Source organism: Acetomicrobium hydrogeniformans ATCC BAA-1850, from assembly GCF_000160455.2.
In the GTDB taxonomy this organism is placed as follows: domain Bacteria; phylum Synergistota; class Synergistia; order Synergistales; family Acetomicrobiaceae; genus Acetomicrobium; species Acetomicrobium thermoterrenum.
The window spans coordinates 109,840-136,786 of the sequence record NZ_ACJX03000001.1; the positions used below are offsets into that span (position 1 = coordinate 109,840).

Consider the following 26,947-nt stretch of genomic DNA (forward strand, 5'->3'; position numbering starts at 1 on the left):
TGTCAACACCACCTTTGTAGATACATTGTAACTACATATACATACACTGTCAAGTAAGTGTACCCTGTCTAATGCCGGCCTTAAAAGGTCTTTGTTTAATCGGGGCGAGGTTGCCATGCAGACTCGAAGGGGAATTATCCACGGAACAGGGGAAAGGCAGATATCCCAGCGATAGATAAAGATGCCTTATTTTGACCTTATTGTTATAATATTACTATCAGAATAAGAGCATAAAAACAAAGCGAGGAATGAAAATTGATGAAACAAAAATTTATATATTGGCAAGATGGCAATCTATGGATTGGTTATCTCGAAGAATTTCCAGATTATTGGACTCAAGGAGAAACGCTAGAAGAACTTAAAGAAAATTTGAGGGATCTATGGCGGGATTTGGCAAGCGAAAATATCCCCAATGTTCGCAGGGTCTCTGAATTAGAAGTTTCGTGAAAAGAAAAGAATTAATTAAAATCCTGGAGGGGATGGGTTGCATTTTTATAAGGCACGGCGGTAAACATGATTGGTATCAAAATCCGAAGACAAAAGTTTCCCAACCTATTCCTAGACACAATGAAATCAGTGAAATGCTCGCAAAACATATTATAAAAATGCTCAAAGATTAGCATCAGTCGTAATTACCTAATGAGGGCTTTAAGTATTGTTTTTCGTATGATATTTCCTGGGGTTTTTTAATGAAAGTTAAGCTGGCCCGTGCTGCCCTGAACTCAGCGGGAGAGCGCTTCCCTATACGTGAAATAGGTCACAGGTTCAAAACCCGTACTCCTATCATTTTCATTGGATCTCCTGAGGCATCAATTTTCCCGGACTTTCGTCTCATCGCATAATATAAATATCAAATCATTTACGTTTGTGCCCGTCGGTCCCGTCTTTATCAAGCCATTGACTTTTTGTAAGGCGTGATAGGAATCGTTGTCGTTTAAGGCATCGTCGATATCTATGCCGGCTTCCTCTAGCGTATAGGCAGTCTTTCCGTCGACGATTCCGCCCGCCGCATCCGTCGGGCCGTCAGTGCCGTCCGTACCTACGGAGGCTATGACAACTCCCGGATAGTTTCTTATGCCTCGGGCAGCGGACAGGACAAGCTCCTGGTTTCTGCCTCCCTTTCCGGTTCCCTTTACGTGTACCACCGTCTCACCGCCCAAGATTATCGCACAGGGCCTTTCTAAAGGCCTTTCTTTTTCAACCTCCTCTCTGGCAATCGAGGCCAAAAACAGGCCTGCTTCGCTTGCCTCACAATCTAGCGTAGTAGTCAGGATCATGGCATTGTATCCCAAACTTACAGCCACATTTTTTGCGCTTTCGCATACCTTGGAGACGCTTCCTATTATCCTGGTTTCAACGTTGTCGAGGCTTTTAGGGGTTTCTTCCCTTAGGCTTTGAAGTATATGCTTCGGCAATTTTAAGTCGTATTTCCTTATTATTTTTCTTACGTCTTCGCACCTCGTCGAGTCGGGATAAGCGGGGCCTGAGGCGATGCTATCGAGCCTGTCGCCCAAGACGTCCGAAAGAACGAGGGAATACACTCTGGCTGGCGAGGCCATCAGAGCAAACTTTCCGCCCTTTACCCGAGACATCCGCTTTCTTATGGCGTTTATCTCCACGATATTGGCCCCGCACCTTAAAAGCATATCGGTGACGTTTTTTATATCCTCCAGGCTCACCCCATCGACGGGAAGCTCAAAAAGTGCAGACCCTCCTCCGGAGACCAAAAACAGCATAGTATCGTCCTTCGATAGGCCCTTCGCAAGTTCTACGGCCTCTTTCGTGGAGCTGATCGTATTTTCGTCGGGTATGGGATGGCCCGCTTCGTAGATCTTAAGCCCCTCGATTGGACCTTGAGAATGTCCGTATTTGGTGATGACAACGCCGCCTTTAACTTTTTCCTTAAGACAGTCCTTCGCGGACTTGGCCATCCTCCAAGCGGCTTTTCCTATGGCGACCAAATAAATCTTGTCACCCAAATCCAGCTTTTTAAGCTCTTGTTCCACTGCCTTTTCTGGCAATACCGAGCTAATAGAATCCTCTATTATCCTAAGGGCATCTTCTCTTAAGCTTTTCATTAGCAGCTTTCCATAGGCCTCAATTTAAAAGTGATAGGCCTCAATCCGCCAGCGCTTTTTTAAATAGCACCAGGTAATCTTCTTTGCTCATTTCACGAGGATTGCTCTCAGTAGAGATGTTTCCGGCTGCCATATCGGCCAACCTTTCAAGGTCCGATTCTTTCACACCAAGGCTCTTGAAAGAGGGCAGGCCCACTTCTTTTGCCAGTTTTTTGACCCTTTCTACGGCCTTCATGGCACCTTCCTGCGAAGTTCCAAAGGTCTCTCTCATTGCAATTGCGATTCTTGCGTACTTTTCTATGCAAGACTCGGCGTTATATTCCATAACGTAGGGCAACAATACGGCGTTGCAAACCCCGTGGGGCGCATCGTAAATGCCACCCAAGGCCTCGGCCATGCAGTGAACGGAACCGACGTCGGAGTGGCTAAAGGCTATGCCCGCAAGCAAGCTTCCCACCAACATGCTGGCCCGCGCCTCAATATCTTCCCCATCTTTCACCGCCTTTGCCAGATTGTGCGTTATCAGCTCAATAGAGTATAAAGCCAGCGCATCGCTGACAGGCTCGGAAACCTTGACGGTGTAAGCCTCGATGGCGTGTGTCAAGGCATCCATGCCCGTCGAGGCAGTTATATGAGGCGGAACGGTTACGGTAAGTCCGGGATCGAGCATGGCAACCTCTGCAGCCATGTAGGGACTTCTTACCGTCATCTTGTAGTTGTTTTCGGTGTCGGTGATTACCGCCGAAAAGGTAACCTCGCTTCCCGTGCCGGCAGTAGTCGGTATGGCGACGAAGGGAAGGATGGGCTTTTTTACTTTAGTCCTTCCCTCGAAATCCTTTATCCTCTCCCCGCCGTGGGAAACCAAAACGCCAATTGCCTTGGCGCAATCAATAACGCTTCCTCCGCCTATGGCGACCATCGCATCGGCCTTAAAACCTCTTACTGCCTGAGCGCCGCTTTCGACGTTTCGGTCCTTCGGATTGGGATCTATCCCATCGAAAATGCTGTAGGAGATCCCTCCTTCATTTAGGATGGGCTTTATTTTTCCCAGCAAGCCTGCCTTTTCGATGCCGGGGTCTGTAATTATGCATACTTTTTGGGCTCCAAGTTTCCTTAGTTCGTCCCCAAGCTTAACAACGATGCCCACTCCGTATTCGATCCTCGTTGGTAACTCGAAACTAAATTGCCTCAACATGTTCGTCATTTTCATCACCTTTTTATACAGAGGTTGCCACAAAATCAAGACTACCGGATTCTTTTTCATATTCCCAGGATTTAAGTTGAAGTTTGGATCAAAGTAGATACCCTAAGTCCCACTGTATGTTTTAAGCTTTGACCTAGAAATAAGTAAAATCTATTTCTCCGTTAGACATTACCATACTATTTAAAATATTCAATAATCCAGTAGCATCATTCATATTAACAAGCTCAACAGGAGAATGAGAGTATCGCCGAGGCGTAGTCAGTAACCCTGTAGGAACACCTGCCAAGGAAATATTCGTTGCATCAGTAGTGTAAGACTCACCGCTTAAAGTCACATATTGGACGTTTACCCCCGTTTTTTGAGAATGCCTTTCGATGCATTCTGCAATTTTCGGGTGGACTACGTTGTTGGCAAATCCTCCTTCTATACCGTCAATGAGCGGACATACCGGGCCATGCCCCAGTTTAATCGGTAGTTCTGACTGGAAATTGATATCAGGCGTATCACCGCAAGGGATAGTATCCAACACAACAGCCCAATCGGGCTTTACCTTTTTTACCGCCATTGCAGCACCTCGAAGGCCAATTTCCTCTTGTACGCAGACAAGCCCATAAAGGGTCCCCGGAAAGTCTGCATGATTGAGATTGAAGAACAATTCTAAAATAATGGCACAGCTTATGCGATTGTCTATCGATTTTGTCGATACGAGGTCAGGATTATACATTTCGGTAAAATCGCTTTGAAACGTAATGCGATGGCCGATCTTGATACCCATCGCTTCCGCATCCTTTTTAGAAGAAGCCCCAACATCTATGTAGCATTCTCTAATGGGCCGAACTTGCCTTTTTTCTTCCTCCTTTTGAAGGTGTCCTGCTTTAATACCTATCACTCCAGGTACCTTACCCCTTATTAATACCTTTCTTCCCGGGAGCAAAACATCATTAACCCCGCCTACCCTATCAAAACATATGAATCCATCATCGCGAATACTCTTTACCACCATCCCGATCTCATCAGAATGTGCGGACACCATCAATACAGGCCCATCTGCGCTACCTCTTTTTATGGCGTAAATATTACCCCAGCTATCTACCTCAACAGAATCTGCAATTGGCGTGAAAGCATCCCTTAAATACCTCACTACTTCGCGCTCGTCACCCGATACTCCACATAGGGACGCCAAATCCTTGAGTCTTTCTTTAAGCCTTTCCTTCACGATTATCTCCCCTTAGCACTGAAAGGTAAATTAAAAAAGGAGGAAAAGTCATCGCTTCTCCTCCCTCAAAAGTTATTAATTCGAAAGAAAATCTATAGCCGTAGCACTCAATAAAAGTACGCCTTCCCACAAGATGTTCTCATCAATATCGAACTTTGAATTGTGGTGTGGATGTATCTGCCCATCTACCTCCCTGCAGCCGGCGAGGAAAAAGAATGTTCCCGGAACCTCGTTCAAGAAGTAAGCCATATCCTCTCCGCCCATGGAAGGTTCGGGGATTTCCTTAACCATATCCTTGCCAAGAATTTCCGTTGCTACCTTCACAAATCTTTTAGTGAACTCAGGGTCGTTAGAAAGCGGTGGATATCCATAAGTGTAAGTATACTCGACTTCAGCTCGCATTCCGGATGCAACGCCCTTAATTATTTCGCCGATGCGTTCATCTAAAAACTCTCGAATATCTTGTTTTAAAGCCCTCACGGTACCCTCGAAGGTAACATCCTGCGATATTATGTTATAAGCTGTACCTCCCTGAATTTTGCCAATGGTCACCACCACAGGCTCAAGCGGATTAATCTCACGACTGACTACAGTCTGGACAGCTGAAATAGCGTGGGCAGCGACCGAGATGGAATCAACCGATTTATGGGGCGTAGCGCCGTGAGCACCCTTTCCCTTGATTTTAACATCTATCCTATCTAAGCAAGCCATCATGGGGCCGTAACTCACGAAAACCTCTCCGGGCTTCTCATAATCCCAAAGACATCCTGTATGCAGACCAATGATAGCGTCTACCTTTGGATTTTCTAAGGCACCATCTTCGATCATCGGCTTCGCCCCACCGGGGCCTTCTTCGGCAGGCTGGAAAATGAACTTGACGTTTCCGGCAAACTCTGAGGCCATTTCAGATAATAATTTCGCAGCACCGAGGGCTATAGCCGTGTGAGCATCATGACCGCAGCCATGCATGCGTCCCTCAACTTTCGATGCAAAGGGAAGTCCCGTTTCTTCCTTAAGGTTTAAGGCGTCCATATCCGCCCTAATCGCTATGGTTGGTCCAGGTTTTGTGCCTTTAAGCACCGCCACAACCCCATGACCGGCTATACCCGCTCTCACGTCAAGACCCATTTCCTTAAGCCTTTCGACGACGAATTTTTCCGTCTCAGGCAACTCTAAACCCACTTCTGGATATTGGTGAAGATAGCGTCGCCATCCCACTAGTTGATCCTGAAGCTCCTTAGCTCTTTCCCTCAATCTATCAAACCTTCCCACAGTGTATCCCTCCAAACGTAGGATATCATTTAATTAAGCCTTTTTTATAAAACACCCTCGCAATCCCAATAGTTCCAAAGACCGATGCAAGTATGATGATCCAAACGGGCACTTTTAAAATCAAAAGCACTATGGGAATCGCTAGTGCAAAGGGCGCTAGCTTAGGCTGTCGTAGCGAAAACTGGCCAAATACCGCACCAAATATCGCTGGGGCAGTATAGCTCCGAAAGGCATCGGCCACAGCCGGGGGAAATAACTTGATCAACGAATAGCCTACGAAAGCTGCAAGCGTTACGGCAACGAAGTTTACGATGATCGAGCCAATAATTCCCATTGTACCTATTAGCTCTGCTTGTCTTGTTCCCTCCTTGACCCCTAAAACTTCCTGAGCCATTGCAGAACAGGGCAACCTTAGGTTAGAGATATTGCCGCTCAAAAAGGACATATACGTGCCAGCTAATCCCAATATAGGATAGTAGGAGATGGGTTCGACGATGTACATGGCGCCAAAGATTGCGGCTATAAGCCCCCATGCAGTTATTGCCGTTGACAGTTTAGGATATACGCCATATACGATGTAAAGATATATTAATGGCAAAAAGCTTAATAGACATGCGGAAAGCATAGTTATAGCCCCTATTTTTACGACTGGGCGTGTCCACTGCTCATGAAAGTATGCATCATCGATCTGTTTCTCCGACATTTTCTTACCTCCTCTTCATCAAAAAAATCACTAGAACAATATGGCCGCCACGGTCATGCCGATCAGCATAGCGATGCCCAATGTGTATTCTTTAAGCCATGTCGCTTTTTTAGCTACATTTAAAAGGATAACCATTGACACACCACCAACCAGGGCTGCGGTTAGTGGACCATTGAGTGTGATTATGTTACGACCGTTCAAATAACCGAAAACACCGATCATGGCAGCAGATGTCAAAATTGCCAACCATACTGGGTCGCCAGCACCCATTTTCTCCCTAAAACCTTCGAGCTTATGGGCGAAAAGTCCCACCAATAGAAGCCAACCACAGCCGTTTATGCACATGGTCCACCAAGAAACTGACATGGCGTAAAGGTCGTAGCCCTCCCCGCCGAATTTAACTCCAACAGCATCAGCTCCGACTGTTGCTGCCGTAAGCTCTGTTGGGGCAGCACCTATAACTGCCAGACGCATCCATGCCATGGGGGCTCCTATAACAGACATCAGGCCAACCATAATGATAAAGATGGCTACAGAAGGTCCAATTGCTGTGATGGCACCAGCTTTAAACGCACGTTTGAGATGGTCATCGGTAAGGTCGACCAACTTTGCTGTTTTCTTTATTTGTTTATAATACAAAAAAGCTTGGATGATTGTTAACAAAACAATAGGAGCTGCCGTTATCCATATGCCAAATGAATTCGCTACTGTAAGGACTTCTCCGCTCATAACTCTCCCTCCTGACACAATGTTTTATTGTTTATCTGAGTTTCTTCGCTTGACCATTTCTGTTCTATCACTCCCTTTATCACCGCCTTTTTACATTGCAAGTTTTAATAACGATCCTAACAACATATTGCACCCCAACTCGATATCCTCGTAACGGGAATCTTCTTCTGGAACATGACTACGACCATTAACGCTAGGAATAAATATCATTCCAGCCTTAGTAACAGCAGACAAAATAGAAGAATCATGAACAGCGCCACTGTTCATTCGCATAAAGGGTATGTTTCTTGCCTTAGCTTCATTTTCAAGAAGTTCCACGGTCAATTTATCTAAAATAATAGCATCCGAACTGCCTAGAAAGTGCATATTTGAACTTACGCCATGCAATGCAGATTCATCAATAAGCTTTTGTCTAACATCACTTACGAATTGATTTAAAATGCGATTGTCAACATCTCTTGCATCCAATGTAAAAAGCACATTTTCGGGAATTACATTTGATATGTTCGGTTCGCAAAAAATGCGTCCAACTGTAGCTACTGTACTACCCGAAGGTGTTATTTTGGCTAAATCTTCAATATGTGCCATGATCTTGGCTGCCGTCGCCATAGGATCATTTCTAAGACTCATTGGCGTAGCACCGGCATGGTTGGCAACCCCCTTTAATACAATTTCAAAAGCTTGCATTCCAGCTATGGCTTCAACGATACCGATTGGAATATTCTTCGATTCAAGCACAATGCTTTGTTCTATATGTAACTCTAACATGGCCTTAACTTCTCCATGTTTCAAGACTTGATGAGTAACCTTATCTGGATCATATCCCGCCCTTTTTGCCATGTCATACATGGAAATACCAAGTGGGTTTTTGAGTTTTTTCAGGTCATCTACGCCATAATATCCAACCATAGCCTTGCTACCAGCAAGTGTTGAACCGAAATTTGACCCTTCTTCCTCTGAAAAGACGACAAATTCTAAAGAATTTAACGTCTTTATCCCGTTTTCGATGATGGTCCTTATCGCCTCTAAAGCACCAATAGCACCAACTAGACCATCATATTTGCCGCCATGATATACAGTATCAATATGAGAGCCACTCATTACTGATGGTGCTTGCGGATCTAAACCCTCGAGCTTGGCGCGAATATTACCAACACCATCGGTAGTTACCTTTAAACCGAATTCCTGGCATTCATTAATCAAAAATTCCCTTGCTTGCATATCCTCCTTTGAGTATGAGAACCTTGTATATCCCTGACCAGGTGTTGCATTAAATTCGCATATTGTTTCAATGTTATTCATAATCCTATCAATATTAACTTCAAGCATCATCTAGCACTCCTTATTGACTATGAAAAATAAAAACTATATCAAAGTCTGTTGTTTAACCTGTAATCTTCAAAAGTTATCCACATTAAATACATAGTTAGAGTTCGCTGAAAAACTCCCCTCTTTATTCTTATTCTTTGCTTTATGTTATCATGATTCTAGAGAAAGTAAATAGGTGTTTAGTCATATTTTACATTTCCCACCTTTCCTTGCTCTATGCTATCATAATACTTAGACCGCGTCAAGTTTTTGTAGGCTCTATTTCAAATAGTGTGGAAACACTCCGGTGGTAAGAATCCCAACATTATCTTTTTTGTGTAGACCTCTACGTTTCTAAGACCAAAGGAGATTCGTTTTAGCATCTTCACCTTCGTATTACATCCTTCGGTATAGGCATTGGTAGTTTTGTTGTCGAAGTAGTTTAATATAGGCTGTCGCCACCGTTTTAGGGTATTGCCCCACCTGTACAACTCGGCATCGTCAGAAGCCTTCAGGTTCATGATGATCAGGTCTAAAAGCTTGGCTGCCTCGTCCTTGTCCTTCGCCCTATATACGTCCCTTAAGCGTTCCTTGGCCCAGTAAAAGCCCTTGAGGTTTGGATAAGTTTTTAAAAGCTCGTCTACCTTTTGCCTTCCTCTGTCGCTTAAATTCTCCCTTGCAATTAAGAATATCTTCTTTGGTATCCTTACCTTACCCTTATGCCTTACGTCCTGCTCAATCCTCCTGGCTTCGTCCATGCGCTTATTGGCATCCGCTATCACGTGGAAATGGTCTACCACCACATTGGCCTCAGGGAAGAGCTTATTGGCCGCCTTCCTGAAGGCCTCCTTCATGTCTATGCAGACTTCCTTGACCTTATGGGCAGGGATCTCGGATAAGAAGGCCTCCAATGTGGCTAGGCGGTCGTCTTTTAGGACCTCAAGCACCTTCTTTGCCTTAACGTCTGTTATTATGAGCACCATCTCCTGATGTTTGAAGCTATGCTCGTCTATCCCTAAGTGAAGCTTTTCTGCATCGTTTATTGCTGACCGCAAGAGGTCTGGTATCGTTTTTGCCTCCATCAAGATCTTTTTAGCCTTGCCGTAGGAGATTTTAAGCAGCTTCGATATTGCCTTAAAGCTCATCGAACTCAAAAGCCACAAGACCAACTTTTCCGCATAGTTGGTAAGCCTGCTACGAGGTTTTATTATCTTAAGCTCCTGCGTAAATGTGCGGCCGCAATGCTTACACTTCCACCTCTGCCTGCCATGTATCTCAAGATATACTTTCTTTCCGTTGATTAACGTGTGCAGCACCTTCCTTGGTTTGGCTTTGCCGTGCCTGTAGAAATCTTTTGAGTTACACTCGGGACAAACTGCTGTCTTGTCGGGTTTAACTTGCACCTCAATCACAAAAGCATCCTCTTCTTCACGCGTATCCGATATCTTGAAGCCTTTAAGTCCGAGCATTTTGGTGATATTATTATTATGGCCATTGGCCATGGTGGTAAGAGCCTCCTTTCTTAATGGGTTTGGTTGGTTCTTACCACCATTATATTTTTTGTGTCAAATTTCCACACTAAAGATTATAGAGCCGTTTTTGTAGGATTTTTAGGAACCACTCCCCGATGTATCTTAAAGGGTAACGTCTGCGAGTCAGCTAAAAATCAAACCCGCTATGACATATGCCCTTTAAAGAAGTGTATAAAGGCGTTACTTTTCCCGTTTTAAGTACCGTTATGCATCCAAGCTCACTTGCAACGGAACCGAAGATATCCCCCAGGTTCAAGGTGAATTTGTGTCTTTTGTCCGCATTCTCACCTTCTTGGTCTTTTTTCTTTACCTGTTCTGACGTCACCTTGCCACCGCTACAGATGTAAGCCCTTAAAGCAGACATGGCCTTTAAGCCCTTCCTGCTCCAGGCCATAGGCCTGGAACTTAACCTAGAAGAAAGTACGTGGCTTACGTGACCTTCAGGGCTTGAGCTGCCGCAATCCTCTTCGTTTCGAATCGTTATAGACTGCCAGTTGTTGGTTATATACCTCCTGAAATCTTTTATCCTCCTTCTTTCCTTTTCATCCAGGGCATCGTTTAACATCTCAAAGCTAATCTTTTTAAAGGAGTTAAGGTCATTTGTATTTATGGCCCTGTATATATAACGTCTTTTTTCAGGCTGCCTTGCCGTGGATTCAAGGATCGCTTTATTTAGGTGGAATTTATCCAGCACCAACTTTGACTCGGGCAGCCAGTTTATCCCCTGTCTTATCCAATTTGCACCATCTCCATGGATGTATATGTCCTTTATGTCCTCCGGGTCGTAAAGATCGTATATCCTATCTGTTACCTCAAGCCAAAACTCGTCTGCGTCTTTTCCGTAACCGCTCATGTATATGGGGTTTATACATCTGTTTTTGGATCCCTCTTTAAAGGTGCCCTCGTATATACAGATCAAAGGAAGATTCGTACTTCTGCCCTCCTGTAAGGATACGTGGTCTTCATCTGCATCTATGTGCAATACATGCGCGCTTCTTTTCTCAGGAACTTTTGTCTTTAAGGCCTCCAGGTTTAGGCTGTGTATCTTGTTTTTGACGGTTTGTTTGGATAACTCACCACTAGTCACGTTTGAAGAACTTTTAGCGTAAGATACCTGGCCTGCCGTCTCTACCAGCTTTACCGTCACTGTTTTGCTTATCCTTTCGTATTTATCCAACCCCAGGGCTTCGTCTAAGGGGTATACGTATTTATCATGACTTTTATCAAAGTAGTAGGTCCTGTCAAAGGATATATCTCCAAATATGGTATAAACGCTTCTTTTGTCATCACGCCTTTCTACGACCAATCCTCTTTGCTTTCGAGACGTTTTGTCCTTTAATATGGCTTCGTCTGCAAGCTCAAGGTAAGCCTTTACGATCTCCCGGATGAAGGCCTTCGTCATGCGAAAAAGCTCATCTTCTATTTCAGCCAGCGTCCTGACATGGGAACTGCAAAAAAACTTCAATATCTCGGAGATGAAGTTTGAGACAATTTGTAGTAAAATAACCTTGTTCAAGTTGGGACCCTCCTTTATGAATTTTTGTGTGCTACAAAGATTCTACCAAAAGGAGCGGTCCCTTTATTTTTCCTCCCTAAAAACTCCTACAAATATTTTACGCTATCTAATACTTAAGAAGTTAACAGCTGCTTAGGAGATTATGCCTTTGTAGGCTCTCATTTCAAAGCTTCTTGGGTTTGTTTCTTACAGATCCTGTCCCTGACAATACTACATTTACCCCTTTTAGGCAGAAGCTTCAAGAAAAAGGAGTGCTTGAAGAGCTGTTTTCTATCTTGGATTCAGAGTTTGACCTACTGGGCTTTTTAGTGAAGAAGGGGTCATTCATAAATGCCACTATAGTGCAAGCCCAAAGAAGGCCTCCTTCCAAAGAAAAGGATGACAAAGACGAAAAGAAAGAACGAGACCTTGATGCCATCCAAGCCCAATCTTCCACTAGGGAAGAAAACCCTTCCTTACACCACGATGATGAGAGGATCTAGAGCAAAGAGAAAGACGATGGAATTCACGCCATTAAAACCTCAAAAGGTGTATAAAGACATAATCGATCAGTTCAGTAAAATGATCTACGAGGGAAAGCTTAAAAAGGGAGACAAGCTTCCTCCTGAGAGGCAGCTATGTCAAATGCTCAACGTAAGCCGAGCATCCATGAGGGAGGCCCTACGGGCCATGGAGATAATGGGCATAGCAGAAAGCCGTCCAGGAGAGGGCACCTTTATTGTAAATGAGGTCTCCTCCTCTATCTTTCAACCTCTTTCACTTCTCCTCGCCTTAGAAAAAAACCAGGAAGATTTTGTAGAGATTCGAAAGGTCTTGGAAAGTGCCTGCGCAAAGATGGCCGCCGAAAAAAGGACCGAAGAGCATCTGGTAACCATGGAAGATCTTATTAAAAAGATGGAAGAAAGCAGGATCGAGGACGAAAAGGCCGTGGCTGACAAGGAGCTTCACAAAGCAATCAGCGTAGCGGCGGGCAACAAGCTGCTTGCCGATATGGTCGAGGCAATCTCCGTCGGGATCGACCTTTATATAAAAGATGCTAGGGCTAGGCTCATGAATAACCCTCAAAACAGCAGCAAACTGCTCAAGCAACACAAGGCCATAGTTCAATATATAAAGGAAAGAAACGGCGATGCCGCTGCTAAAGAAATGGAGCGGCACATCGACTTCGTCGAGGAAAGACTAAAGCTGCTTTAAAACTTATAGCAGTAAATGATATTGCCCATACGAAACACCATCGGTTTCCGGCCAGGATTTCTTACTGCAAAAATCGTGCCCTGGAAGCTGGACCAAGATACTGGAAGAAGGGGTTATAAGCAACAAAAAGATTAATTAGATGTTATGCTATATCTTGCTGGTGTAAAATTTATAATCCCAAAAGGATGCGCAGCCTGTCTTCTGCTTCCGCAAGCGTTCTTTCTTCTACCCTACCAAGGCATCTAACAAGCCGTTCTTTTGCGACCGAACGAACGTCTTCGCATTTTATGAAGCTTTGCTCGTTCAGACCGCCTTCCGGTGGGAAAACTCCAACGTGAAGGGGAATACCCTTATCCTTTGTGGTAATAGGAATTACAATCACAAGCCCGGCAGGTCCGTGATTAAACCCGTCGACTGAAACGACAAGGGCCGGACGTCTGTCTGCCTGCTCGTGACCACAAACGGGATTTAAGTCCACCAGCCATATCTCTCCTCGAGACGGTTCTGCCATTTTTAATCGCCCTTCAGCCCGTCAAGGAGTGTAACATTCCAGGCGGCTCTTTCTTCCTGCTCTTCCTTACACGCCTGTGAGTCTGCCTTCAAAGCGGCAAAGGCGGCGTTAGCTTTATCGAGCAGAAGCTTGCGGCGGTACAGCTCGACCGCTTCGCCCAAAATTTCCTGCATCTTGCGTCCCGTTTGAGCCGAAAGGCTCTGCAGCATCTTGTGGGTTGAAGAGTCGATGCGCACAGTGCTGCTTGCCATTTTTCATCATCTCCCTTGAAAGTTTTATATTAAGTATATTTATAAGTAACAAATTAGTAACAAATTAGTAAACATAAATGTGTCATAAATATGAAGCAAGCTCTATGAGCTTTGAAAGCACATCCTCTAATCGGTCTAACTAACAAGCTTAACCTGCGTAAATACTGTAACGCCGATGCTTTATGCAGGCTATAATAAATAAAAAGGGGGCATCCGAAGATGACGGACCGAAGAACTGTCGCTTTTTTGGCTTTAGGAATATGTTTAGCCTGTGGGCTCATAATCTCCAGTTACTTTTTAGGCAGCGCTATAAAGGAAATAAAGATGGCGGAGCGCTACGTTACGGTAAAGGGGTTGTCCGAGCGAATCGTGGAGGCAGACCTCGCAATATGGAACATCTCCTTCAGGAACTCCGCCAACGACTTGGAGGAGCTTCAAAGAAGCATCGACGATAACAAGACAAAGCTGTATAACTTCCTGCTTGAGTCAGGTTTCCCTGAATCCGAGATCTCAAGCATGCCGCCACAGATAACCGACACACAGGCGCTGCCCTACTACGATGCGGGTAAAGGCAGAGAATATCGCTACGTCGCCGTAACAAGGGTTACATTGCGGTCGGGCGACATGGCAAACGTTAAAAAGGCCATGGAAAAGGCAGGCCAGCTTGTGTCTGCCGGAATTGCCATAGGCGAGGACAGCTCTACGCGTTTTTCCTTCACGAAATTAAACGACATTAAACCGGAGATGATCGCCGAGGCGACCAAAAACGCCAGAGAGGCTGCCGAGCAGTTCGCCAGAGATTCGGGAAGCGAAGTCGGCGCCATAAGGCGGGCAACTCAGGGATATTTCACCATAGAAGACAGAGATGCGGGCTCGCCAGACTTCAAGATAGTAAGAGTCGTAACAACCATAGATTTCTTTTTGTCTTCCCATTGATATATATCGTCAAATCTGGTATAAAGACATGTCATTTAATCTAAGCCGTCTAAATTGCAATCGCGACTTTCGTTAGTCAAAGCGATCCGACGGATTCACGGGCGTTGCTAGGAGGACGAAGCATGGAAGAGTTGGTAATGGGGCTTGAATTGGATTACGACCAATGGACAGAAACCCTGACGGGGAAATTTGGCCTCCAGAGGTACAGGGCAGACCAGATATGTCAGTGGATATATCAAAAGAAGATCTTCGATTTTCAGGAGATGACGAACCTGAGCAAAGAATTAAGGGGAAAGCTGGCAGATGCGGTTATGGTGGCACCTCCTATCTTAACCCGCGAGGAAACTTCTAAGGACGGAACTAAAAAGTACCTCTGGCAGTTTCACGACGGCGAAAGGGTGGAGTCGGTCCTGCTCTCCCAGGAGGGACGGCTTACGGCCTGCCTTTCCACTCAGGTGGGCTGTCCTCTGGCATGCACCTTTTGCGCATCGGGAGAGGGCGGTTTCGTGCGCGACCTATCGGGAGGGGAAATCGTGGGGCAGTTTCTTGCAATGGAAAAGCTTGCAGGCCGCGACATAGATAACGTCGTATACATGGGTATGGGCGAACCCTTTTTAAATCAGGAGTCGGTATTTAAGAGCATTAAAATATTAAACGAACCTAAAATGAGGGGCCTCGGTATCAGGCGGATCACTATATCGACGGCAGGCATCGTCCCTGGGATACTTGCCCTGGCCGAAGCACAGATGCCGGTAAAACTTTCCGTCTCGCTTCACGCGCCAAACGACAGGCTGAGGAGCAAGCTAATGCCGATTAACAAAAAGTATCCTCTGGCATCCCTGCTGGAGGCGCTTCGCAGATACCAATCGGCTACTAACGACCGCGTTACCTTCGAATATCTGATGCTGGAGGGCGTAAACGACCTGCCCGAATACGCCTACGAGCTCGCTGCCCTCTTGAAGGGGTTGTCCTTTTATATCAACCTGATACCCTACAACCAGGTAGAAGGTTCGAAATACAAACGCTCCTCCGCCGGGCGCATCAAGGCCTTTAGCAACATCCTTTCTCAACTGAACATAGAGCACGAAATAAGGCGAGAGAGAGGCTCAGACATAAACGCAGCTTGCGGACAACTGAAGCGGATTTCGGCGTAATCCGACGCAAATTAAAGGATGCCGGGGAGACCCTGCTCGCCCTGGCATCCTTTTTTTAAATCCTTAGGTGGTTACTTTAATTCCACGATGATTTCTTGCAATTTCTCCATAGCTTCAGAGGGCAGCTTATCGAAACCGCCCTTTTCGGTTTCTTTTTCCCTTACGAACTTAATCCTATCCTCCAACCGCTCGACGAAGTGTTTTCTATAGGATTTGTCGTCAAAGTCAGGTGAAAAACCATCTATGGGCATGAAATGAAGATCTTTAAAAGGCTTCCACGAGACGAATTCGGCCTCATCTTCGGCGATGTCCTCTATAATTTTTAAAGTAAGGTCAGGACCTATCTTTTTTCCCATAAAATCTCCAGTGTTCAGGATGAAACAATCTATACCGTCAGACAAAAGCTCTTTGAAACCCAGATAATCTACGCTCAACGGATATACCCTGAAGGGATTGGCGTAGGGCTCAAAGACCAAGGCATTTGGGTCGATCTCAGGCAAAAGCCTCTCTGCCGTGGTCCTCTTGGTAGCGAGGGTAGCCCCCAGGACCGAACCCAAAGCGGGATCGGTCACCTTTATTACAGGAGGCATGGTCGGATCCCTCATGAGCCAGAAGATCGCCTTGATGGGGTCATCCATTCTGTCTACCCTGTTAGGCGACCACAGCCTGGACCTGATTGCCCTTCCGTTGCCATTTCTCACGTCCTCCATGACGGCGTAAAGCTTTCCGTCACTTCCCCTTGTCGCGCCATTATTTTGAAGAGTCAGGATATTTTTGCTGGCCTCGCTGTTCATTGTGTAATCTTGCGTCTTATCGAAGTAAGTAGGCTCTAGAGCTATTGAGTATTTTTTGTCGCTACGGATGATGAAGGCATCGTCGTGGAGGATTGTTACTTCGTACCTCCCGCCGTGTTTTGCATGGGTGATGGTAGATTTTCCCGAACCCGAAAGGCCGAAGACCGCCATGACGAAATTTTTGCCATTGGGCAGGCGAAGCCGTTTTAAGCCGCCATGGCAGGAAATAAAGCCGTTTCTCGTTGCTATGCCCCAAGCCAAAGTCAAGGTACCCTTCTTAAATTCGCCGAAATACCGCATGCCCAAAATGGCAGCACAATTATGTAACGGATCAAATAGAGATAAGCCTGGCGGGTGATCGGGATGTCGCCAATCGGGATCCGAGAAGATGAAAATATCGCCTTCTGTATAAGCTTTGGAATTGCGATACATCTTGCTGTACTCGTCGTTTAAATGCTGAAAATTAAGCAGCCAGTTATACAAAATGTTTTCGTGACCCTCCGGGATCAGAAGATGAGCCTTGACCATGAAATCCGGATCCAATCCTACAACGGCTTCGACGTGATATAACTTTCGATAACGGGTACAGTATATTGCCTCGCGAAGCTTTTTGGCGTATTCATCTACGTCGACATTGGGCTCCCCTATAATCCTTCTGGCTGCGGCACAACGACCGACCACTGCCCCGTCGTTAAAAAGAAGCACATTGGACCCCTGAGGCAAACCGAGACTTTCAGTCTCGCACATCGGCATACCCGTAAGCTCCACCGTTCCCGGACTATTCTTCGCTAGCTGGTAAGCATCTCTCACAGAAGCAACGGGCATCACATTATTGCCGTAAAATGCAGTTTCGACGGTCGCCCTGATCCTGGATCGCAACCCTTCCAAACCGTCCTGAAAATCCCCAATAGTAGCCATCCATCTCTCTCCTCTCTCATTAAATGGCTACGTAAATATTAGTATATTAACTTAATTTTTTCTATGGTGACACTCAAGAGATATGGTGTAACACTAATTAAGCCTTCGTACAACCGTCGCTATATTATGCAAACTCGACATTGTTATACTTATTTAATTAATGTAATTAAAAGCTTTAAAATACAGCCCCGCAAGCCTTCATAAAATGCCTGCGGGGCAGAATTATTTTTCCCTTTTTTATGACTACTTTTTTAGTCTCCTTGCCTGTTTATAGCAAATTGTACAGCCGTTTCAATTGCTTTAATCATACTGGTTTCGTCGGCTGTTCCTTTGCCGGCTTTGCCGAATGCAGTACCATGATCGACAGAAGTTCGTATAATGGGCAAACCTACCGTAATATTGACCCCACCCATAAAATCCAGCAGCTTTAACGGGATATGTCCCTGGTCATGATACATAACCACTGCAATGTCATATTTGCCTTCTTTGCAATGAAGGAAAATTGTATCGGGTGGCAGAGGCCCCGTTACATTAAACCCTTCCTGCTTTGCCCTTTCTACAGCCGGTATTATTTCTTTTATCTCTTCATCGCCGAAGAGACCCGTTTCTCCGGCATGGGGATTTAATCCAGCTACAGCTATTCTAGGAGCTTGAACGCCAAGTCCTTTAATGCCCTCATATGCCAGCTTAATAACTTTATGCACTCTCTCTTGTTTCACCATATCGCAAGCATTTCGCAATGATACATGCGTTGAAACATGGATGACCTTTAGGGGTTCACTGGCAAGCATCATCGCATAGTCCTTTGCCTTTGTCAGGTCAGCAAAAATTTCAGTGTGTCCCGAATAATGAAAACCTGCCAAATTTAAAGCCTCTTTATGAATAGGTGCAGTAACGACGGCATCGATGTTTCCGGCTAATGCAAGCTCAATACCGATCTTAATATATTCAAAAGCAACTCTGCCGCATTCAGGTTGAATGCTACCAAAACGGTAATCGAAATCGACATTGTTCAATGAAAGTAGGTTCAACTTTCCTTCTTTACACTGATCAGTACCTTCGATCAAGTTAATTTCACTATTGTAGCCCACAATCGTCGCTGACTTTTTAATCACATTGATATCACCGATAACTACAGGTATGCATATATTAAATAACTTTTTATTCTTGAAGGCTTTCAACGTAACTTCAGGCCCAACTCCGGCAGGATCCCCAATTGTAATTCCAATTACAGGTTTATCCATAACTCACCATGCTCCCTCATTTTATACTAAAATACCTTTAATATGTTTTATAGCGTTACAAATAGTTTCCTTATTTCCAAAGCCTCCAGCCTTTGTAACTAAGTTAGTGCCGTCGTAGGGACCTCCATATATTTTTAACAAAGGCACCCCAGTTTCTATTTCGCAAATAACTCTAGACCCATCAGCACTAAGTTTTTTTATGACGCTTATCGCCACATCTCCTCCTGTAACGAATAAGCCCGATAACTTGTGTTTTTTCATAATTGAAAAAACCAACTCGCCAAGGCTGCTGGCTATCGTTTCGCTAATAGCTATTGTGTCAACCTGATGTTTTGCCCCCCATTTTAATGTTTTTTCATAATCAGCCCTACTGCTTACGGTTGCAACTACTACATCTTCACCGTATTTCAAATAGACATTGATTTCATTCAAGATTTTGTTAAGTTCATCTTTTTTGTTTTCCAACAAAGAAATTGCATCGATAACAACCCCACGAGCGTGGCCTTCGTTTACTGCATATTTGTACTGCTCAATGCTTACGCTATTAACACTACCGACAATAGACAGCACTGGCTTACGAGATTTCTTACGGTTTTCAAACAAGGCATTTGCCAACCCCGCAGAACCTACCCATAATATCTTTTTCTCCGGAAATACTTCCTCGATTTCCAGGATTTTCTTAAGATCTTCATATGTCTCCGCATCAAAGATAAAAGCACAGGGCAAGACGGCGTCTCTTAGCGCTTTTGTAAAATCACCCCTCAAGGCATCAAGATCAACTTCCACACAAGGAATATCAAAGTCCTCTGTCAATATTTCTTTAAGATTCGACATCTTTACCGGATTTTTGGGGTCCTTGGACAATTCCGTTCTATCTATTGGAACAGAATTAAGCAGATGGACGCCGTTTACTGTTGTCCTCCCCATCTGAGGATATGCCGGAGAAAACACGATGATGTCCACGCCAATACTGTCACATATGGCTTTAACTTCAGTACTGATATTACCGCGCAACGTCGAATCAACTTTCTTGTATATTATTTTAGGCCTTATTTGACCTACCGCTTTAGAGACATTCGATATGATATCGTAGGCCTTGTCTTTGGGCAAGGCTCGCGATTCGGTATCCATAACCACGGCATCACATTCATCAAAGCTCCCAAATTTAAAAAAATCAATCAACACAAGAGTATCATAGCCATATTTTTTTAGTTGTATTCCCGTATCATTAGCGCCGGTAAAATCATCGGCAATTACTACAGCTTCATACATGAGAAATCACCTTTTTTTAGATCTATTCTGCTCCCACCTGTATAAAAAGTCCACCAAGAGTGGGCACAATATTGCCGTTATAACCACAGATGCACCAACCTGCACGGTAGCAACAGCAGCAAAGGGAGCCCAAGAAGGGTCTATTGCTGCAACGGCAGCAGGAGTCGCAGCAGAGTTACCAGCGGACGTCGCAATCCCGGCACCAATGGCATTGCTTCTTTTTGCATGCTTAGGAACGAGATATTTATACGCAAAATAACCTCCAAATCCCGTAACCAGTAAAGTTAAAAGACCTAACACAACTCCAGGCAATCCGGCTTTGACTATATCTATAAGATTTAATGATGCCCCCAAGGGAAAAGAGAAAAAAGGAATTGATAACATTACGCCCGGTGCGAGGAACTTTCTCATATCATCATCCAAGTTGCCGAGAATCATGCCAACGACAATTGGTACTATAACAGCAACAAGGGCTACCCAAGGTATATTTGCAAGACCTGTCATACCCATAGCAAGCATAGTGAAAAAAGGACCGTCATTCGATGAAATAATTGCTACAGCAGCTATATCCGTTTCGTCTCCGTATTTAGAAGCCAAAGCCGTATAAAGGCCGCCATTTGAATTTGCCATCGCGGCCATCAGAGCCAGAGGTGTCAATCCAAAAATCGCAGCTCGTGGCCCTATTAATTTTCCCACCGCAACCCCTAATAAACAACCTAAAACAACTTTCGCTGTATTTAATACTACACCTTTCCACATTGCAATACCTGCTGTTTTTAAAGTGATCTGTGCCCCACTACAGACAAGAAGCACGGCTATAAGCGGTAAAGCGCCATTTTTGAATAAAGCTGTTGTAAAACTGCCTATCTGCAAAACCTCAGGAGCAAAAGTATTTACGATAGCACCTAACAATAAAAATACTACCATCAAACCACCCGGTAATTTTTGTATTGTCTTTAATATAGGAATTTTACCCAACATTGATGATTCCTCCTCATATAAGTATTGTTTATAATTATGATTAAACTTTGAAATAATATGAAATTATGAGACTGCTGATAAACTATGCCTTCAGCAGTCTCGATGCACGCTAAAACGTTGATGTAAGTTTATACATTCCGAATTCTCTGTGTTTTAATGCCTCTGCTTTTGTCAGTTTTCCGTTTACAACCTCTATCATTTCGTTAAATACTCTCTCTCCAGTTTGTTGAATTGTTTCCTTGCCTTCAACAACAGTCCCAACATTGATATCGATATTATCTTGCATGTGTTTGAAAGTCTCAGGGTTTCCGGTTATTTTTATGACAGGAACAATCGGCGATCCAGTTGGAGTTCCCCTTCCTGTAGTGAAAATTACCACATTAGCTCCCCCGGCAGTCATTCCCGTTATTGACTCTATATCCTGTCCAGGGGTATCCATTATATAAAGCCCTTTCCCGGCAGGAGCTTCGCCATAATTTAAAACTCCTTCGATTGGCTTTGTTCCGCCCTTATATATGCAGCCCAGGGACTTTTCTTCGATAGTGCTTATTCCACCCTCTATGTTGCCCGGAGTAGGCTGTCCGCCCCGCATATCTACTCCCATTTTTTCGGCTTTTAGCTCACAATTTTTCACAATTTCCAATATCTTTTCTCCTATCTCTTTGGTAGCTGCCCGTTTAACCAATGTATGCTCGGCACCTATCAATTCAGTGGTTTCGGAAAACATGGAAGTACCGCCATGGTCTATCAGTTTGTCCGATACGTAACCAGCTACAGGGTTCGAGGCTAATCCCGAAGTCGTATCAGATCCACCGCATTCAATTGCAAGCGTTATCTGCGATATATCCACCTCTTCTTTTTCTAGTTTGGCAACTTCTTGGGCCAGGGAACGCACTATTCTGGCCCCCTCTTCTTCTGCTCTTAAGGTTCCTCCGCAATGTTGAATGATTATATATTCAGCTTTTTTGCCTGTCTTTGATATTTCTTCAGCAACTTTGCTAGTTGGAACACCTTCGCAACCCAAGCCTACAACCAAAACTGCAGCTACATTTGGGTTTTTGCCCAGCCCTATAAGTGTATTTATAGTTAGATCCATATCTGCTCCAACTTGACAGCAACCATGCTGATTTGGCAATGCAATTGCGCCTTCCACATGGGATGCAATCCGCATAGCAACTTCGCTGGCACATACCGACGAAGGAATTACGAGCAAATGATTTCTGAAACCAACCTTACCGTCCGGTCTTACATAACCCATCACTTTCATCTTTTATCAACCTCCAGATCTCCTCTTCCCCTAGTGCTTTCAATATTGTGCACGTGAACGTGCTCACCCATCTTGATTGGTTTAGAAGCTTTTCCAATGACTTCGCCATATTTTATGACGTTTTCGCCTAAATCAATATTTTTTAAGGCAAATTTGTGGGCAAAAGGAATATCGTTTAACAAGACAACTTTATTCTCAGTATCGCCGATCTCCAGAAGCACCTCCTCCCCCTTTTTTAAATCTCTCAAAGAAGTAGCCACATTATCACTTTCATGAACCACTATCGCTTGCTTTCCCATGTGCCAACCCTCCCGCTTTAGTTATATATGTCGACAATATTCATTAAGTTATCTTGAAGTCTATTTGACAATGTTCAATACCGCAAGATGCCAAGGTATTTTGGTTATACCTACTTTCATATCCATTAAAAGATGCCCTTACGATTTGAAGTTTTTTCGATAATGCCCTGTAAAAAAGCTTATACACAAATGGTGGCAAGAACCTGTTTCTTTCGCCCTTTATAAGTTGATTGGCCAGCTCCTGCCACCATTTAACATATGCTTATATCATACATAAGCCTACATGCTAATAATATTTCCAGAGATTACTTCTGTGTGCTATACAACTCCCTTAAAGCTTTATCCAACCGTTCAAGGCCATTTATGATCTCCTCTCTATGCCCTCCATAACCAAGACGGAAATGTCTTGGCATCTTCAAACAATAGCCGGGAACAACGAAGGTGCGGTAGCGCTCGACTAACAAACGGCACAGATCGTCTGCCGCCTCGTCTTTTACAAGTCTAGGAAAGCCTACCACTCCTCCCTTTGGAGGTATCCACTCGATATCATCTCTTTTTTGGATCCATTCGTTCATCAACTTGAAGTTGTCGATCACATTTGCCTTTATTCCCTTTAAGAATTCGTCCTTACGCTGCAATATGGACATCGCTATCTTCTCGCTTGGTGCCGGGTTGCATATGGTTACCTGTTCCCGTACGGCTCTAACGGAGTCTATTATCCATTCATCTGCCGCCACCCATCCTATGCGTATTCCTGGAACTCCGAAGGCCTTGGACATGCTGGAGACGCTTATAACTTTCGGGCTTAGCGTAGCTGCCAACGGTAAGGGTTCATCAAAGGTTAGATCTCTATAGGTCTCATCCATGAGAAGATATATGCCCTTGGATTCGACCAACTTTACCACTTCTTCGAGCTCAGTTTTTGTAATTACGGAACCTGTGGGATTGTTAGGATGGGTCAGGCATATTAATTTAGTATTGGGCCGAATTTCTTTTGCCAACCTGTCAATGTCAAGCTTGAATTCGTCTTCGTACTTTAGGAAATACAAAGATACGTCTCGTTCTAAAGATTGAGGGATGTGATAAAGCGACGGATATGTCGGCACCTCCACCAATACGTTGTCAGAGGGACCGAGTAACGATGCCATTATGGCAAAGATGGACTCGCTGGCTCCGCTCGTTACGGCAACGTGTGAGGCTTTTAAACCTGAAAATCCGCTGGCAATTAGCTCGCGCAGCTCAGGATTTCCTTTATGATGGCCATATCTTAGCTGAACGTCGGATAAATCAACTCCCAAGTCCTTGATGGTAAAAAACTTGACGCCGCTTTCGCCGATATCGTAATCGACCTCAAACTGATAGTTGTCAAACCAATCCTCAAGTTCCATTCTTTTGAAAGCCATTTTAAATCCTCCTTTGGATTTTAATTATTCATTGCCTGTCGCAATCTATTTAATCCTTCTTCAATGTCCTCCCTGCTCCCACAAAAAGAGATCCTGATATAACCCTCGCCGCTTTCCCCGAAAGCTGAACCGGGCACTACCACAACGCGAGCTTTCTTTAAAAACATCATGGCTGCTTCCTTGGAGGAGATGCCTAACTTCTTTATGTTGGGGAATGCATAGAAACTTCCTTCCGGCACAATGCAGGATATGCCTTCTATGTCCTGCAATCCGCTTAGAAGAAAATCTCTGCGTTCCTTATAACCTTCTACCATCTCCCTGACGCAGTCCTGCGGTCCGCTTAAAGCTGTCAGGCATGCTTGCTGTGCGGAAGCGTTCACGCATGAAGATACGCTTTCCTGAAGTTTGGCCATCTGCGTGATGGCATTTGAGTCTCCCACGGCAAATCCTACCCTCCAACCTGTCATTGCATAGGTCTTAGAGAAGCTGTTTACGACGATGGTTCTACCAGCCATATCGGGCAGGGAAGCAATGCTTACATGCTTTCTGCCGTCATAGATGATCTCTGAGTAGGTCTCGTCTGATATGACCTTTAAGTCATGTTTCAGGGCAATCTCGGATATCTCTTCTAGCTCTTGTCTGCTTAATGCAGCTCCCGTTGGGTTGGAGGGAGTGTTTATGATGAGGGCTTTCGTACGAGGCGTTAATAAGGACTCGATGCTTTCTGCTCTTAAATGGAAGTGGTCCTCTTCGTACGCTTTGGCCAGCTTTACATAGACACCTGCTATGGCAGCATGTCCAAAGTAATTCGGCCAGCAGGGATCCGGAATTATAACCTCATCGCCCGGATCTGTAATTGCAAGCAAAGAAAGCAGTATGGCTTCATCTGCTCCTGTTGTTACCATGACGTTTTCTCCATTTACGTTAAGGCCATAATCTGACATCTTATGAGCAATCGCTTCTCTTAAGTTTGGTATTCCTGCATTGGGGGTGTATTTAGTGTGTCCTTCCCGCAAGGCTTTGACTCCGGCTTCAACGATATGCGGTGGGGTTTGAAATCCAGGCTCTCCGATGCCAAGGCTTATTACGTCTTCGTAAGAAGCAGCCAGATCGAACATTTCTCTTATCCCTGAACGGGGCGATGCTTCCGCTCTGCGGCTGGTTTGCATTGTAAGGTCCTCCTCATTAGCAAAATAACTTGAAATAAAGCCTATTAATATTAAATAGTAACATCACCGAAAATTTGTGATTCATATATACGTATAATATTCATATATACGTCAATTTTGTTAGAAGATATCATAGCTATTAGCAGAAGTCAATCACTTTGGGAAACTGTTGAAAAATTGTTAGGCCTTTCTATTAGACAAAAACTGCAGTTAGATGGGGAATAAGCAAAATTCCGGCTATATTAAATAAAGGGGCAGCTGGATAGTTGCTTGGACTTCCTAATAAATAATGAACTGATGTATAGGTAGTTTTTCAGCAGGCCCTTTCTACTTATATTGGGTTTTTAGGCATGGTTTTTCTAAGCTCAATTTTAACTCTATGTGTCAATAACCCATAAAAATGTCACCTAAACAACATAGTTTTATTCAGTAAAAATGTCACCTTAGTCGTTTTCGACGGAGTCCGGCCTTAAGCAAAAATGCCATTGATAAACCGGGCCAATAAGGGTAAGCTGGTTATAAGAAGGTTTCTATGCCCAGGCACGTGACGAATTGAAGAGAGCTTCAAGGAGCTTACTATCCGATTCATCATAGGAAAGCCTGGGTCTTTTTTGTTTCGGTATCCTCCAAGGGTGGTCATCATCTGGCCGTGCTACAATCCTTTGTGTCTCCTTGCATGGCTCCTGTAAAGCCTTTTCCTTGGGTTTTTGAGCCATGTAGTTGGTTCCGTATACCACCCCGTTATACATCACTTTTAGCTCTCGTTTATGGCTATTTAACACAGTAATTGTCACCCCCCGGGGCAACCCCACCGGTTTTTCCTTACCCATTACCTGGTAGTACTTGCCCCCATAAGAGAATCCGCTTCCATCAGAAACCACACGTTGCTCCTTGATACAAAGGACAGTGCTAAGATCAACACCATCTTCAAGTTCACGGAAGGCGCCTTGGGGGTCTTTTGGTATCACGGTAAACTGCTCGTTAAACTTATCGATATAGCCGATTAAAAACTCATTGGCTGTTTCCATTGATGTAATACCATGGATCTTAAACTCAACCGGCAACCTATTTTGCAGCGTTTCCCATAGCCTTTCAATACGTCCTTTTGCCTGTGGTGATCTAGCAAATATCAGGTTTATCTCAAGTGCCTCCATTGCCTCACCGAACTGCGTTAAATTCGTTTGCTTACCTTTTAGCTGCTGTTCAATCCTTGGTTCCTCTTTCTTAGGGGACTTAAAAATCGTGTGGCGATCGCTGTATATGTTAACAGGGATCCCTTTACGCTCAATCATTTGTTCCATTATTTCAAAATAACCCCTAAGGCATTCGTTTTTCTCAAAATGTAAAGCAAGTATTTCTCCAGTGGCATCATCAATCGCACCATGTAGGGAGTGTATGGTTTCATTGAACCAAGCATGTGGAGATGCATCGATTTGGACCAGAAGGCCTTCTTTTTCTTTCCTCTTGCGGCGATGGTGGTTTTTACTCCTTCGCTTTTTCTTGGAGCTACAAATACCGGCTTGGCTAAGGACCCGGTACACGCTTGAGTAACTTATATTAATACCCTCTTGCCCCGAAAGAATTTCCTTGAAATGAGTGAAATTGGCGTTTCGATAGCTATCCGATTGCTTCAATGCTACAATTTTATCTTTCATTGTGTCTGAAATTGCATGGGATGGCTTACGACCTTTATTTTTGTGGGTGATGAACGCGGCTCCTTGTTTCAATACCCCTTTCTTTAGCCTCAACACTTGACGTTCGCTTAGGCCAAGCAATCCCGCTGCCTCTTTAACTGTTACATTCCCTGAAATAGCCGAGTCAATGACCCTGAGCTTTTTCATTTCCTGTTTTGTCATGTTGAATATTTCTTCTCTCATGGGTGACATTTTCTCAGATTAGGTTCAACATGACATTATCACGGATTAACCACATCAATTTTTACTCTATGTTGACAGCACATGCACGTTGGATTACAATTTTAAAAAAATATGACGTA

At 44.4% G+C, this 26,947-nt stretch carries 26 protein-coding genes and 1 pseudogene; 7 read left to right on the plus strand and 20 right to left on the minus strand.

Going from position 1 to position 26,947, the window contains the following annotated elements; translation table 11 throughout:
• Positions 1-258 precede the first annotated feature (258 nt).
• Together HMPREF1705_RS00625 and HMPREF1705_RS11225 are read left to right on the plus strand one after the other, a co-directional pair.
• Positions 259-447, plus strand: a complete 189-nt coding sequence (locus HMPREF1705_RS00625; protein ID WP_009200653.1) for a type II toxin-antitoxin system HicB family antitoxin — start codon at positions 259-261, stop codon at positions 445-447.
• Positions 444-620, plus strand: a complete 177-nt coding sequence (locus tag HMPREF1705_RS11225) for a type II toxin-antitoxin system HicA family toxin (RefSeq protein WP_009200652.1) — start codon at positions 444-446, stop codon at positions 618-620. Before HMPREF1705_RS00625 ends, HMPREF1705_RS11225 begins: the two co-directional genes overlap by 4 nt.
• 189 nt (positions 621-809) lie before the next feature.
• On the opposite strand, the gene HMPREF1705_RS00630 is transcribed toward HMPREF1705_RS11225, so the two are convergent.
• The 9 genes from HMPREF1705_RS00630 to HMPREF1705_RS00670 form a co-directional block, all read right to left on the minus strand.
• A complete protein-coding gene (locus HMPREF1705_RS00630; RefSeq protein ID WP_009200651.1) occupies positions 810-2,078 on the minus strand; it encodes a glycerate kinase type-2 family protein in 1,269 nt (422 codons plus the stop codon).
• 40 nt (positions 2,079-2,118) lie between these two features.
• Positions 2,119-3,282, minus strand: a complete 1,164-nt coding sequence (locus HMPREF1705_RS00635) for an iron-containing alcohol dehydrogenase (protein ID WP_040347857.1) — start codon at positions 3,280-3,282, stop codon at positions 2,119-2,121.
• A gap of 133 nt (positions 3,283-3,415) precedes the next feature.
• Positions 3,416-4,498, minus strand: a complete 1,083-nt coding sequence (locus tag HMPREF1705_RS00640; RefSeq protein WP_009200649.1) for a M42 family metallopeptidase — start codon at positions 4,496-4,498, stop codon at positions 3,416-3,418.
• A 75-nt stretch (positions 4,499-4,573) separates the two neighbouring features.
• Entirely contained in the window at positions 4,574-5,770 is a 1,197-nt protein-coding gene (locus HMPREF1705_RS00645; protein WP_009200648.1) for a M20 metallopeptidase family protein, read from the minus strand.
• Positions 5,771-5,795: 25 nt separating this feature from the next.
• Positions 5,796-6,473, minus strand: coding sequence for a hypothetical protein (locus tag HMPREF1705_RS00650; protein ID WP_009200647.1), 678 nt, complete (start codon positions 6,471-6,473; stop codon positions 5,796-5,798).
• 30 nt (positions 6,474-6,503) lie between these two features.
• Positions 6,504-7,202 (minus strand): DUF5058 family protein, encoded by a 699-nt coding sequence (locus HMPREF1705_RS00655; protein WP_009200646.1) that lies wholly within the window; start codon positions 7,200-7,202, stop codon positions 6,504-6,506.
• A 90-nt stretch (positions 7,203-7,292) separates the two neighbouring features.
• On the minus strand, positions 7,293-8,531 hold the full coding sequence (locus tag HMPREF1705_RS00660; RefSeq protein WP_165588953.1) for a Zn-dependent hydrolase: 1,239 nt from the start codon (positions 8,529-8,531) through the stop codon (positions 7,293-7,295).
• Between the two features lie 263 nt (positions 8,532-8,794).
• Positions 8,795-10,012 (minus strand): ISL3 family transposase, encoded by a 1,218-nt coding sequence (locus HMPREF1705_RS00665; RefSeq protein ID WP_009200644.1) that lies wholly within the window; start codon positions 10,010-10,012, stop codon positions 8,795-8,797.
• A gap of 157 nt (positions 10,013-10,169) precedes the next feature.
• On the minus strand, positions 10,170-11,558 hold the full coding sequence (locus tag HMPREF1705_RS00670) for an ISLre2-like element ISAmo1 family transposase (RefSeq protein WP_009200643.1): 1,389 nt from the start codon (positions 11,556-11,558) through the stop codon (positions 10,170-10,172).
• Between the two features lie 128 nt (positions 11,559-11,686).
• On the opposite strand from HMPREF1705_RS00670, the pseudogene HMPREF1705_RS11230 reads away from it, so the two are divergent.
• The 3 genes and pseudogenes from HMPREF1705_RS11230 to HMPREF1705_RS00680 all read left to right on the plus strand — a co-directional run.
• Positions 11,687-11,818: pseudogene (locus HMPREF1705_RS11230) on the plus strand (transposase); the annotation flags it as partial.
• A gap of 15 nt (positions 11,819-11,833) precedes the next feature.
• Complete coding sequence (locus HMPREF1705_RS00675) at positions 11,834-12,040, plus strand: hypothetical protein (RefSeq protein ID WP_242603488.1); 207 nt, start codon at positions 11,834-11,836, stop codon at positions 12,038-12,040.
• 16 nt (positions 12,041-12,056) lie between these two features.
• Positions 12,057-12,752, plus strand: coding sequence for a FadR/GntR family transcriptional regulator (locus HMPREF1705_RS00680; protein WP_040347853.1), 696 nt, complete (start codon positions 12,057-12,059; stop codon positions 12,750-12,752).
• Positions 12,753-12,921: 169 nt separating this feature from the next.
• Here HMPREF1705_RS00680 and HMPREF1705_RS00685 read toward each other — a convergent pair whose 3' ends face one another.
• Positions 12,922-13,263: a type II toxin-antitoxin system PemK/MazF family toxin gene (locus tag HMPREF1705_RS00685; protein ID WP_009200640.1), complete on the minus strand. Its 342-nt coding sequence runs from the start codon at positions 13,261-13,263 to the stop codon at positions 12,922-12,924.
• Positions 13,264-13,265: 2 nt separating this feature from the next.
• On the minus strand, positions 13,266-13,514 hold the full coding sequence (locus HMPREF1705_RS00690) for a hypothetical protein (RefSeq protein ID WP_009200639.1): 249 nt from the start codon (positions 13,512-13,514) through the stop codon (positions 13,266-13,268).
• A gap of 219 nt (positions 13,515-13,733) precedes the next feature.
• Here HMPREF1705_RS00690 and HMPREF1705_RS00695 point away from each other — a divergent pair, with 219 nt between their 5' ends.
• A complete protein-coding gene (locus HMPREF1705_RS00695; RefSeq protein ID WP_009200638.1) occupies positions 13,734-14,450 on the plus strand; it encodes an SIMPL domain-containing protein in 717 nt (238 codons plus the stop codon).
• 122 nt (positions 14,451-14,572) lie between these two features.
• Entirely contained in the window at positions 14,573-15,604 is a 1,032-nt protein-coding gene (rlmN, locus tag HMPREF1705_RS00700) for a 23S rRNA (adenine(2503)-C(2))-methyltransferase RlmN (RefSeq protein WP_009200637.1), read from the plus strand.
• A 71-nt stretch (positions 15,605-15,675) separates the two neighbouring features.
• Here the strand turns inward: rlmN and HMPREF1705_RS00705 are convergent, their stop codons facing one another.
• The 9 genes from HMPREF1705_RS00705 to HMPREF1705_RS00745 form a co-directional block, all read right to left on the minus strand.
• Positions 15,676-17,316, minus strand: a complete 1,641-nt coding sequence (locus HMPREF1705_RS00705) for a phosphoenolpyruvate carboxykinase (ATP) (protein WP_009200636.1) — start codon at positions 17,314-17,316, stop codon at positions 15,676-15,678.
• A 251-nt stretch (positions 17,317-17,567) separates the two neighbouring features.
• A complete protein-coding gene (gene pdxA / locus HMPREF1705_RS00710) occupies positions 17,568-18,560 on the minus strand; it encodes a 4-hydroxythreonine-4-phosphate dehydrogenase PdxA (protein ID WP_009200635.1) in 993 nt (330 codons plus the stop codon).
• 21 nt (positions 18,561-18,581) lie between these two features.
• Positions 18,582-19,832, minus strand: coding sequence for a four-carbon acid sugar kinase family protein (locus HMPREF1705_RS00715; RefSeq protein WP_009200634.1), 1,251 nt, complete (start codon positions 19,830-19,832; stop codon positions 18,582-18,584).
• 6 nt (positions 19,833-19,838) lie between these two features.
• Positions 19,839-20,813, minus strand: coding sequence for a 2-keto-3-deoxygluconate permease (locus tag HMPREF1705_RS00720; protein WP_009200633.1), 975 nt, complete (start codon positions 20,811-20,813; stop codon positions 19,839-19,841).
• A gap of 109 nt (positions 20,814-20,922) precedes the next feature.
• On the minus strand, positions 20,923-22,080 hold the full coding sequence (locus HMPREF1705_RS00725) for a UxaA family hydrolase (protein WP_009200632.1): 1,158 nt from the start codon (positions 22,078-22,080) through the stop codon (positions 20,923-20,925).
• Positions 22,077-22,379, minus strand: coding sequence for a UxaA family hydrolase (locus HMPREF1705_RS00730; protein WP_009200631.1), 303 nt, complete (start codon positions 22,377-22,379; stop codon positions 22,077-22,079). Before HMPREF1705_RS00730 ends, HMPREF1705_RS00725 begins: the two co-directional genes overlap by 4 nt.
• Before the next feature lie 305 nt (positions 22,380-22,684).
• The gene (locus tag HMPREF1705_RS00735) at positions 22,685-23,782 is read right to left on the minus strand and encodes an aminotransferase class I/II-fold pyridoxal phosphate-dependent enzyme (protein WP_009200630.1); all 1,098 of its coding nucleotides are present in this window, start codon (positions 23,780-23,782) and stop codon (positions 22,685-22,687) included.
• A gap of 20 nt (positions 23,783-23,802) precedes the next feature.
• Positions 23,803-24,951 (minus strand): pyridoxal phosphate-dependent aminotransferase, encoded by a 1,149-nt coding sequence (locus HMPREF1705_RS00740; protein ID WP_040347851.1) that lies wholly within the window; start codon positions 24,949-24,951, stop codon positions 23,803-23,805.
• Between the two features lie 530 nt (positions 24,952-25,481).
• Positions 25,482-26,828, minus strand: a complete 1,347-nt coding sequence (locus HMPREF1705_RS00745) for an ISNCY family transposase (protein WP_009200628.1) — start codon at positions 26,826-26,828, stop codon at positions 25,482-25,484.
• Between the last annotated feature and the right edge of the window lie 119 nt (positions 26,829-26,947).